We start from the raw sequence: 10,445 nt of genomic DNA, 5'->3' as shown, positions 1-10,445 counted from the left end.
CCCAGCATGTTGTTGAAATCGTGGGCCACGCCGCCGGCCAAACGGCCTACGGCCTCCATTTTCTGGGCCTGGCGCATTTGCTCTTCCAGTTTCTCATTCGCTTTTTTTTGGCGGGCGTCTTCCTGGATGGCAAACAGAATCGGCGCCGTTTGCGCTGCCACGCTTTCCAGAAGGTCCCGGTCGTCCTTGTTGTATCCCCCCGCCTTGTCGGCTACGACAAACTGGCCGATCAGTTTATCATGGTGCACAATGGGCGTCGCCAGGGCATTATCCAGGGCCACATGTCCTTCGGGAATCCGGAGGTTTTCGTTGGCGACCAATGTCTGCTTCTCCATCAGCGACCGACCCCACAGCCCTCCCCAGTCGGCTCGGGGAAAAACGATGCTCTTTTCGGGCACCTGGCATTGATCCCAGATCTCCCGCGTCATGGAGGGACAGACCAGGTCGCCGGCCTCATCAATGTACCCGAAAAAGCCGAACCGGCTGTCCAGGGCACTCAGGAGGACATCAAGAACATCAGCAAAGACCTCGTTCCGGGAGGAGATCAAAAAAACACTGGCGATCTGACTGGATAGCTTGATGGATCGCTGTTGTCGGGCAAGCGCATCTTCAGCCTGCCTGCGCTCGGTAATGTCCGTAGCGACGCTTAGAACGGCGGGCCGGCCTTTCCATTCGATTTGTTTGGCCAGAACCTCGAGGGGGAACGTCGAGCCGTCCTTGCGATAGTGCTTGACATCGAAGCGGGCTTCGCCCGCCTCGTTGATCTTGCAGAAGCGTTCGGCCAGCAGGGCCTCACTTTCAGGCACGTCGAGCTCGTGAAGATTGATCTTCAGGAGCTCATCCAGACCGGCGTACCCGTGCAGTGCGACGGTTTTGCGGTTGGCGTAGAGAAAGCGTCCCTCGGTGTCGTGAATCGTGATCGAAGCGGGGGCCTCGTCGAGCATGTGGCCCAGGATGGCAATGCGTTCTCGCGCGCGCTTTATTTCCGTGATGTCATGCAGACTGCCATACAGACGGTTGACCGCGCCATCGGCACCGTGCTCTGGAATTCCCCGCACGATGCAGTGACGCAACTGTCCGTCGGTGCGCGTGAAACGTACTTCCAAAGCATAAGGGACGCCGTTTTGCAGGCAGTCTTCAACCGCCTTGGCCAGGCGCGCGCGATCCGCTGGGACATAAAAAGCCTGGTGCTCGGCAAATGGAGGGGCTTGTTCCCTGGGTTCGAGTCCGAAGATGCGGAACAGTTCTTCCGACCAGGTGACCTTGTCGCCTTCGGCTTCCCACGCCCAGCTGCCCACATGAGCAAGGGCCTCGGTGCGGGCCAGCATGGCGTGCTGCCGTCTGAGCGATTCTTCAGTCTGTTTTAGATCCGTAATGTCGGTATGCGTGCCGAACAGGGATAGCGCCTTGCCCACGTCGTCGCGGGTCATGATGCGCCCTCGATCGAGAATCCATACCCAGCGGCCGTCCTTGTGCCGCATGCGGAACTCGCAGTTGTAGTCGGTCGTCCGGCCCTCAACGCAATCCGCCAGGGCCTGGCGCGCCTGTCCAAGGTCTCCCGGGTGAACCAGGCGTTCCCAGGTCGCATAGTCGTAAGGCGTCAGTTCCTCGATGGTGTATCCGAGCATGGCCCCCCACTGCTCGTTGAAGCGGGTTTCATTGGTCCGGACGTTCCACTCCCAGGTTCCCACGTCCGACCCCTCGATGACGAGAGCCAGATGTTGTCGGTTTTCCTCCAATTTTCGCGCCGCTGTGATCTTGTACAAGGCAAAGGCCAGATCACCGGCCACCTCGTTGAAGAAATCCTGTTCTTCGTCGTCCCGGGCGTATGCGGCAGGGACGGAGACCGTCAGGATACCATAGGTCACGCCGTCCGCTTCCAGGCGACGCACCAAACCGGCCCGGCCGCCGTATTGGCCGTGCAGGGGGCAATCGGAACAATCCGCCGCCGGGTTGCCCTTCACCAGCGTGTCTCCGCTTTCCATCGCGCGGGCCATACAATTCGGGAATTGCCCGCGCTCGAGGCGCTTGCGCAGGATCTCGAACCCGCCGTCGAACCCCGCAGCTGCGGCCGCCGCCACCGGCCCTTCGGTTTGCAGCCCCAGCCCCCGGGCCGCTTCACCACCCAGCAGGGCAATCCAGGCGTTGTGATACCCCATTGTTTCGGTCAAATTCCCACACGCCTGCTCGATCAGGCACAGCGGGTCGTCCTCGACCACGATAAGCTGGTTGACGTTGCGGATGCCGAGTAGCACCTGCTTCAAATGGGCTTCCCGGGCCTCGGCCTTTGCCAGACGCACCACCAGGGCCTCGCGTTCGCCCAGAATGGTGTCCACACGGCCCTCCCGGATGGCCTGCAGCGCCGATTCCGCAGCCTCCAGGCGCCGCTTCAACTCATCGTAAGACGGTGATGTCGAAGTGCTCATTATGCATCCCCTTTCGGAAACAGCGATGCCAAGGCCGTTAAATCTCTCAAATCGCCGTAAATCAGCATTCCCGGTGCCGGTTCGAGCACCTGAAGGGCGGGATTGACGAAAATCCCATGATCCAGGGCCGTCTGGGGGGCCTGGTTCACATCGATAACCGATACTTTGAATTCAACGTGATCAAGCGTTTCCCGCAGTCGCCGGAGATTTTCCCTGGCCCTTTGCGAGTTGAGGGCATCACCGCAGACAAAAAGCCGGGCCACACAGCGGGGGATCGCGGGGTTTCGGGCCGGCTCTTTATTTGACATGATCCCCCTCCTTTCCGCCGATCTCAAAGCCGTTGTCCGTGATCCGGAATTCGTGAATGCGGCTCGAATGGGCGCGGCCCCGTGATTTGAGGACGCCCAGGTCCCGCACGAAGCACCCCTTTTTTTCCACGTTGCGCAAAACGATCACCGTATCGATAACCGAGGAAAGATCGATGCCTGTGATTTCCCGGCCCGGGTCCATGGGTGAAATCAGGTTGGTGAGCAGCGTAGTTATGCCGCGTTGCTTGCAATGATCGATGATGCGAATGAGGAAATCGAAAGCCGCGTGTTCCGAGCCCATGCGGCGGCAGGCGGAAATGGCGTCGATGATCAGATGATGCGGTTCAAACGCTTCGATGGCGCGAAGTGCCTGGATCAGGTGTTCCTCGATGCCCTGGGATTCGGGCATGTGGGAAATAAATTTCAGCTTGCCGGACTCCCTGGCCGGCCGCAGGTCGAGGCTGGTACTCAGCATGCAAGAAACCAGGGCGTCCCAGCTTTCCTCGAAATCCAGGTAGAGGACGCGTTCGTCCAACGAAACCATGGAAAGGGCAAACGCGCAGGCGAAGGTGGTCTTGCCGGTGCCGGAATTGCCCGTCAGCAGCGTGCAGGAGTTGCGCCGGTAACCGCCACCCAGAATCTCGTCCAGTTGATTCACGCCGGTGGAGAGGTTTTCGCCGAGGCTGGCGTGCCGCAGGCTGGCCTGGGTTACGGGAATGATCCAGACGCCCCGGTCCGTGAAGCCGAACGGATACTCGTTTCGGCCGTACGCGGCGCCGCGGTACTTGATCACCCGCAGACGCCGGGTAGTGACCTGCTCAAGAACCCGCTGGTCCAGTTGAATCACGCAGTCGGCCATGTAATCGAGGAAATCATAATGCGAGGCCAAAGACGGGTCCGTTCGGCGCTTGACCGTCATCAAGGCCGTCATCCCGGCCTCGCGTAGCCATTCGTGCAACAGATGGAGTTCGGCCCGCTCTTTTGCGATGTCGCCCAAAAGGCGAAGAAACACGTCCGGGGCATCGACAACCACCCGTTCGGCCTTCATGGTATCGGCCTTTTGCCGCAGGATGCCGATGACGCCGCGCAGGTCGAAATCTCCGGAAAGCACGGCGTCCGGTTGGATACGGGCTGATACAACGGCTATAAGCCCTTTGGATTCGAATTCCGGAAGATCCCACCCGAACCCCGCGGCATAGTTTTTCAAGGCCGGCTCAGTTTCCTCGAAGGTCAACAGAATGCCGGGGTGCCCGGCCATGGCCCCCCGGGCAAGGAATTCAAGCCCCAGCATGGTTTTGCCTGTTCCCGGTCCGCCGCTGAGAAGTGTCATTGCGCCTTTGGGGACGCCCCCGTTAAGGACCTCATCCAGCCCCCGGATGCCGGTAGGAATCTTAGGGATTCCAGGGGGGCCGGAACCGCTGTTTCCCGTATTTTTTGTAATGGCTGTCATCACGATCCTTCTTCCTTTTTGGTTTTCTGGATTCATTTTTAATACCCTATGAAACTAAAATGGGCACCGCAGGCGCTTCGCCCTCTTGTTTCTTGTATCTATTTTCATCAAGCATCCATTGAAATTTATCACATCTGTTCTGCATATAGACCTCTTTAAAAAAATACGCCGTCACACAATTATTTGTAACTATTTATCCTCATAAATATCCAAATCCGGATAATATTTTTCTGCACACGCTTTACATATGCCATGGCTAAACCTGGCCTCAGAATGTTCATCGATATAAGATTCGATCTGGGTCCAATACCCTTTGTCATCACGGATTTTTTTACAATAGCTGCAGATGGGCAACAACCCACTGAGTTTTTTAACCTGAGAAAGTGCCTGATTTAAATTTTCGATCACCTTCTCGCGTTGCGTTTCTGCGTCAATTCTTTGATCCAGATTCCTGCTGTTCTGCAATGCGATCGCTGCTAATTCACCAAAACCGGTTGCCATTTTAGCATCATGGTCATTAAAATCCGTTGCCTTGTTTGCCAGACCGATTAATCCGACACTTTTGCCGTCTATAACCAAAGGTGCGAACATGACATTTTTCAGGCTCATATGCCCTTGGGGCATGAAGTCGATCCATTCACTGTTCATAAAATCGTTATGGTAAACCGCTTGATTGAAATAATACGCCTCTGACCGTAATCCACGGATAGGCATGGGCAATTCAGGATCAACCGTACACGGAAGACCGCCTGATTCAAGAAAAACAACCTCATTTTCTTGGCCGGTTTCATTTAGCAGGGCAACATATCCGGAGGTTGCACCGATCAAATCTTTACAATAATCAAAGATAGCCCTTGCAGATTCTTTAAAGCCTTTTTGTTCAAGAACGGCCTTTGCTCCGCTCATTATTACATTCAGCTCTTTTTCCCGAATTGATAACTCCTGAATCGCTTGACATAATCCGGCAACCACCTCATCTCTGATGAGGGATTTTTCTTTCAGCGCTTGGATTTCTTTGATCAAATCTGTTCTTGAAACATCAATCGTCATTGCAGCCCTTTCCAACACAATATTTTTTTCCTTTATCTTCAATGTAAGTGTTTAAAACGCTAACCAATTACGTCATCAAGCACCTTTCGGATAGTCTCAGCCATGTCCGATTTAATAACGGGTTTCATCAAAACGGCGTCTATACCCAGCCCCCCAAGGTTCTGGGCTTCTAATCTGTCACTGAACCCGGTCGAGATAATAATCGGAATATCGTTTCTGATCGATTTTATCTCTTTGGCCAGCTCGAGGCCCGTCATATGTGGCATATTCATATCAGAGATAATCAAATCAAAGGCATTCGGACTTTCTTTGAAGCAAATCAAAGCATCTAAAGGACTGGTCTGCCGGGTAACACTGTAACCGATTCGTTCAAGCATCTGCTTTTCCAATTTTGCAATCGGCTCTTCATCATCAACCAATAAAATGCGTTCATTGCCGGTTGGAATGTTCTCTATCGACTTTTTTGAATCCGATATATCCGTTAGCCGTATTATCGGCAGATAGATGTTAAATGTCGTTCCCTTACCGATTTCACTGTAAACGATGATATCTCCCTTATGTGCCTTTACAATGCCGTAAACGACAGACAGCCCAATCCCCGTACCTTTCCCTTTTTCCTTGGTGGTGAAATAGGGATCAAAAATTTTATCCATCAACTCCTGTGGAATGCCGCTTCCGGTATCGGAAAATGATAGCAGCGCATATCTGCCGGGTTCAATATATTTACTGGGTACGTCAGATAACGCCAACTCGGTCTCCCTTAAAACCACGCTTATTTTTCCGGCGTCTGTGTCCATGGCATGATAGGCGTTGGTGATAATGTTCATGGCGATCTGGTGAATTTGCGTCGGGTCCGCCATTACCATTCCACAATCCTGTTTAATATCTTGATTTATTTCAATATAGGATGGAATGGTTGACCGTATGAGTTTCAGAACTTCTTTTAAGACAATCTGAATCCGGGTCGGTGACATTTGATGTTCGCTCTGACGACTGAATGCGAGTATCTGGTTTACAAGATCCGCCCCCCGTTTTCCAGCGGTTAATATTTCCCGTGCGTTTTCATATTGAATGCTGTCCTTTGACAGGTCTTCCATCAACAATTCCGACATGCCGATAATGGGAAACAGAATATTGTTAAAATCATGTGCAATACCACCGGCAATTGTTCCAATAGCTTCCATTTTCTGGGCCTGTTTTAGTCGCTTTTCAAGACCATTTTTTTCCTTCTCATCTTGTTTGCGTTGGGTTGTGTCGGCAGAAACAACGGTAATATAATCCAGTGTACCGTCATCATGAAACACAGGGATCAGTGAGGAGTTCAACCAGATCTCGTTTCCGTGAATATCACAGGTCAATGCCTCCATTGAAACTGTTTCACCGGTCCGTTTTACATGCTTTAAGTTTTTAATCATCCTTCTTTTAAACGGTTCAGGAAAAAAATCAAACGGATAGGGTTTTCCATACACGTTGGCATTGGGTTCCAGCTTAAGCAATTTAAATCCATTGGCGCTCATGTATTGCAGATTAAACCCCAGATCCACAATTTTATGGCAGAGTGGAGAGTGGTCCAATAAGGCTTGATTTCTTTTTTCCGCGTCTATTTTGGCAAGGGCAAAGGCAAGGTCACCGGCCACCTCCAAAACCAAATCGTGTTCATCCTTTTCATGGGAAAAACCGCCGGGAACCGATACCGACAGGATACCAAAAAGCCTGCCCTTATGCGCAAGACAGCAGGAGAGTGACACGCGACCGGCATATTCTTTGGAAAGGGGACAATCCGTACATTCGGCTGAAGGATCTGTAATGACAACAAGGTCGTTTGTTTGAAGCGTATGCTGCATGCAGCAAGGGAATACCCCCTGATGCAATCTTTCCCGCATGACGTCAAAGGCCCTGTCAAATCCAGCGGTGCCGGTTAATTTGACATGCCGACCCTCTTCATCCAGAAGTCCGATCCATGCATTAAAATATCCCATGGTGCCGATAAGTTCCTCGCACGCCTTTTGAATAAGACATGCGGGATCACTTTCTTTCCCAATCAATTGATTGGTATTCAGAACGGCTTTCAGCACCTTATTTAAATGTGCTTGTTTTTTTAAATTTTTTTGCATACCACCTTTCCACAGAATTTTATTTTTCAGCATATATATCATAAAGCGTGTTGGAATAGTCAAGACGGACAATCTGCTATTATATTATTTTTATATGAAACTATATACTATCTACAAGAGGGCGAAGGACACGAAGGGGGATTGTGTCCAGAGGTTTTATTCTTCGTGTTCTTCGTGTTCTTCATGTTCTTCGTGGTTAATAAAATCAACTGCCGGCAAAATGAAATCCGCCTCAAGCTGAAGGCAAGGGTTTTAACCTTTTACAGCAATCATAAAGCGGAACAAAAAGCAGGTTTTTTTCACACGCCAGGCGTGATTCTATTGTCGGCCATTTTTCGTGGGGGCAATCCCGCCGTGGTTGCGCTCGTTTATGGTTGCCCTCGTTAGGGCAGGCACGGTGGCCTGTCCAGACAGCGGCCATTGTTCGATTTGATTTTGTCTGTCCACTTTTCTTTTCACATTTTTCTAATCCTGTCTTCACAGTGATGTAACATAATTTAGGTAAGTTATAGGACAAACAGGATGTTCATCTCTTTAATAAGGATAGGAAATGATGAAAATAGATCTTCATGTGCACTCCAAGTTTTCCAAGCGCCCTTCCCAGTGGATCCTGCAGAAAATCAGTTGTCCTGAAAGTTTCACGGAACCTATGCTGGTGTATAACACCGCCAAGGCAAAGGGCATGTCCCTTGTCACGATCTCCGACCATAACACCATTGACGGGGCACTTGAAATTGCCCATCTGCCGGACACATATATCTCAGAGGAGATCACCGCTTATTTTCCCGAAGATGGTTGCAAGGTGCATGTATTGGCCCAGAACATTACCGAAGCCCATCATAATGAGATCCAAAAAATTCGGAAGAATATCTTTGATCTGGTGGCCTACCTCAATGCTGAGAACATTCTCAATATTATTGCCCATCCCCTCTACGCCGTCAATGACCGGCTGACCATCAACCATTTTGAACAGATGCTTCTACTGTTTAAAAACTTTGAGCTCAACGGTGCAAGAAACGACAAACAAAATCAAATTGTTTCCCAGGTGCTTAAGCAGCTCACCCCCATGGACATTGAACGACTGTCAAATATTTATGATTACCAGCCGCTGTTCGATACACCATGGAAAAAAAACCTCACCGGCGGATCCGATGATCACTCCGGGTTAAATATCGCCAGAACCTGCACGGCTGTGGATAATGCAACGAATCTTGACGATTTCATGGCCGGCATCCTTAACGGCAAATCCCGGGCCGTATCCGATCCGTCCACGCCCCAGACCATGGCCCACAACCTCTACGGCATTGCCTACCAATTTTACAGCAGCCGGTTTAACCTCGGGCGCCACACAGGCAAGGACCAGCTGCTCAAATTTCTTGACCAGTCCCTGATGCCGGTATCCACTGTAGATGACGGACTTATATCAAAGCTTTACACCTTCTTCAGCAAACGTAAAAACCGCCAGGAAACAACCCAATTCGTTTCCATAAAAGATCTGATCAGAAGGGAGACCGAGCGTCTGTTTGCGGAAAACCCGGACCTGATGAATATCGCCAGGATACAGTCAAACAAAATACGCCTTGGCTCCTCCCTGGAAAAACAGGAACAGCACAGGGAAAAATTATGGTTCGATTTTGTCAACCAGCTCTCAAACAAGGTTTTGTCCCATACAGGCGACCATCTTCTAGGACAGGCCTCCGGGGCCAACCTGTTCAATATATTCCAGACCATCGGCTCTGTGGGCGGGCTCTACTCTCTTTTAGCACCCTACTTTTTGGCTTTTGTCCACTTTGCCAAGGACAATGAAATAAATGCGGCGGTCCTTAACCGGTTTGCCGGATACAAAAACGGGATACAGGCCCCTAAATCCAGGGTGAAGCTTGGGCATTTTACCGACACCTTTTACGATGTCAACGGTGTTGCCCAGACCCTTCAACAGCAGGTGCAGGCCGCATTGAAAAACGACAAACACCTGACCATCATTACCTGTGATGCCCAAACAGGAAGAACAGGAAACGGGGTAAAAAACTTTACCCCCATGGGCGTTTATGAGATCCCGGAATATACGGAACAAAAAATGTATTACCCACCATTCCTGGAGATGCTTGATTATTGCTACCAGCAGGGATTTACCCATATCCACTCCGCCACACCCGGCCCCATTGGTTTGGCAGCCCTGGCCATTTCAAAAATCCTGAAACTGCCCTTGAGCTCAACCTATCATACCCAGTTTCCCCAATATGCCCAATATCTGACCGGGGATGATTTTATCGAAGGCCTGACCTGGAAATTCATGATCTGGTATTACGACCAGATGGACCAGATCTATGTTTCCAGTCAGAACTCCTTTGACGAGCTCACCGAACGGGGCATCAAGGCCGAAAAAATCCGCATCATGCCCCGGGGCATCAACACGGAAATTTTTCATCCGTCAAAGCGGTGCGACATCCTGACTTCCAATTTCGGGGTCAATGAGGATGCGTTGAAATTTCTTTATGTGGGCCGGGTGTCCAGGGAAAAGAATCTGCCGCTTCTGGTGGATGCGTTCAAAACGCTTTATGCGACCAATGACAAGGTGCATCTCACTGTTGTGGGAGACGGTCCTTATGCCGATGAAATGAAAGGTATGCTCAAAAATTATCCCGTGACCTTCACAGGTTACCTTTCCGGTGAGCCCTTATGCCGGGTGTATGCTTCGGCAGATATCTTTGTATTTCCCTCCACCACAGACACTTTTGGCAATGTGGTGCTTGAAGCCCAGGCTTCGGGCCTGCCCGTGATCGTGTCGGACCTGGGCGGCCCCTGCGAAAATATGCTGGACCGTAAGACCGGCATTATCGTTAAAAGCGATGATAGCACAGCCCTTTTATCTGCCATGCAGGAATTTGTGATCACCCCCGGGTTGTGCCCTCAAATGTCCCGGCGGGCCAGGGAATACATGGAAAACCGCTCCTTTGAAAATGCATTTATACAGTCCTGGGAGTTTTACAAAGAGATGGAGACCCCGGTATCAATGGAAAAATTCTTAAAAGCGGTATGATCATGGCCCATATCCATTCAGGACTGAAAACCGCCGCACTGATCCTCAAAGGCAGGG

At 51.0% G+C, this 10,445-nt stretch carries 7 protein-coding genes; 2 read left to right on the top strand and 5 right to left on the bottom strand.

Translation table 11 applies throughout. From position 1 onward, the window contains the following. The 5 genes from B3D59_RS04525 to B3D59_RS04505 all read right to left on the bottom strand — a co-directional run. Window positions 1–2,426 (bottom strand): PAS domain S-box protein (locus tag B3D59_RS04525; RefSeq protein ID WP_286817984.1); only part of this gene is annotated, 2,426 nt, incomplete at its 3' end. Then, the gene (locus B3D59_RS04520) at window positions 2,426–2,734 is read right to left on the bottom strand and encodes a circadian clock KaiB family protein (RefSeq protein WP_286817983.1); all 309 of its coding nucleotides are present in this window, start codon (window positions 2,732–2,734) and stop codon (window positions 2,426–2,428) included. The genes B3D59_RS04525 and B3D59_RS04520, both read right to left, overlap by 1 nt. Then, entirely contained in the window at window positions 2,724–4,220 is a 1,497-nt protein-coding gene (kaiC, locus tag B3D59_RS04515; RefSeq protein WP_286817982.1) for a circadian clock protein KaiC, read from the bottom strand. The genes B3D59_RS04520 and kaiC overlap by 11 nt, the downstream gene beginning before the upstream one ends. A 153-nt stretch (window positions 4,221–4,373) precedes the next feature. Beyond that, on the bottom strand, window positions 4,374–5,234 hold the full coding sequence (locus B3D59_RS04510) for a GAF domain-containing protein (protein WP_286817981.1): 861 nt from the start codon (window positions 5,232–5,234) through the stop codon (window positions 4,374–4,376). A 59-nt stretch (window positions 5,235–5,293) separates the two neighbouring features. Further along, complete coding sequence (locus B3D59_RS04505; protein WP_286817980.1) at window positions 5,294–7,348, bottom strand: ATP-binding protein; 2,055 nt, start codon at window positions 7,346–7,348, stop codon at window positions 5,294–5,296. 141 nt (window positions 7,349–7,489) lie between these two features. Between B3D59_RS04505 and B3D59_RS04500 the strand changes: the two genes are divergently transcribed. Then, the gene (locus B3D59_RS04500; protein ID WP_286817979.1) at window positions 7,490–7,735 is read left to right on the top strand and encodes a hypothetical protein; all 246 of its coding nucleotides are present in this window, start codon (window positions 7,490–7,492) and stop codon (window positions 7,733–7,735) included. A 163-nt stretch (window positions 7,736–7,898) separates the two neighbouring features. After that, window positions 7,899–10,388 carry a glycosyltransferase gene (locus B3D59_RS04495; protein ID WP_286817977.1) on the top strand — a complete coding sequence of 830 codons (2,490 nt, stop codon included), beginning with the start codon at window positions 7,899–7,901 and terminating at the stop codon, window positions 10,386–10,388. Window positions 10,389–10,445: the final 57 nt, after the last annotated feature.

This window comes from Desulfobacter sp. UBA2225 (assembly GCF_002348205.1).
GTDB classification, from domain to species: Bacteria; Desulfobacterota; Desulfobacteria; order Desulfobacterales; family Desulfobacteraceae; genus Desulfobacter; species Desulfobacter postgatei.
The sequence above is the reverse complement of the archived record's forward strand: the minus strand, read 5'-3'. Positions and strand labels throughout refer to the sequence as shown.

Coding starts and splice junctions, on each gene's coding strand:
- B3D59_RS04520 (WP_286817983.1), bottom strand. CDS start 2,734: ATGTCAAATAAAGAGCCGGCCCGAAACCCCGCGATCCCCCGCTGTGTG.
- B3D59_RS04505 (WP_286817980.1), bottom strand. CDS start 7,348: ATGCAAAAAAATTTAAAAAAACAAGCACATTTAAATAAGGTGCTGAAA.
- kaiC (WP_286817982.1), bottom strand. CDS start 4,220: ATGAATCCAGAAAACCAAAAAGGAAGAAGGATCGTGATGACAGCCATT.
- B3D59_RS04510 (WP_286817981.1), bottom strand. CDS start 5,234: ATGACGATTGATGTTTCAAGAACAGATTTGATCAAAGAAATCCAAGCG.
- B3D59_RS04495 (WP_286817977.1), top strand. CDS start 7,899: ATGATGAAAATAGATCTTCATGTGCACTCCAAGTTTTCCAAGCGCCCT.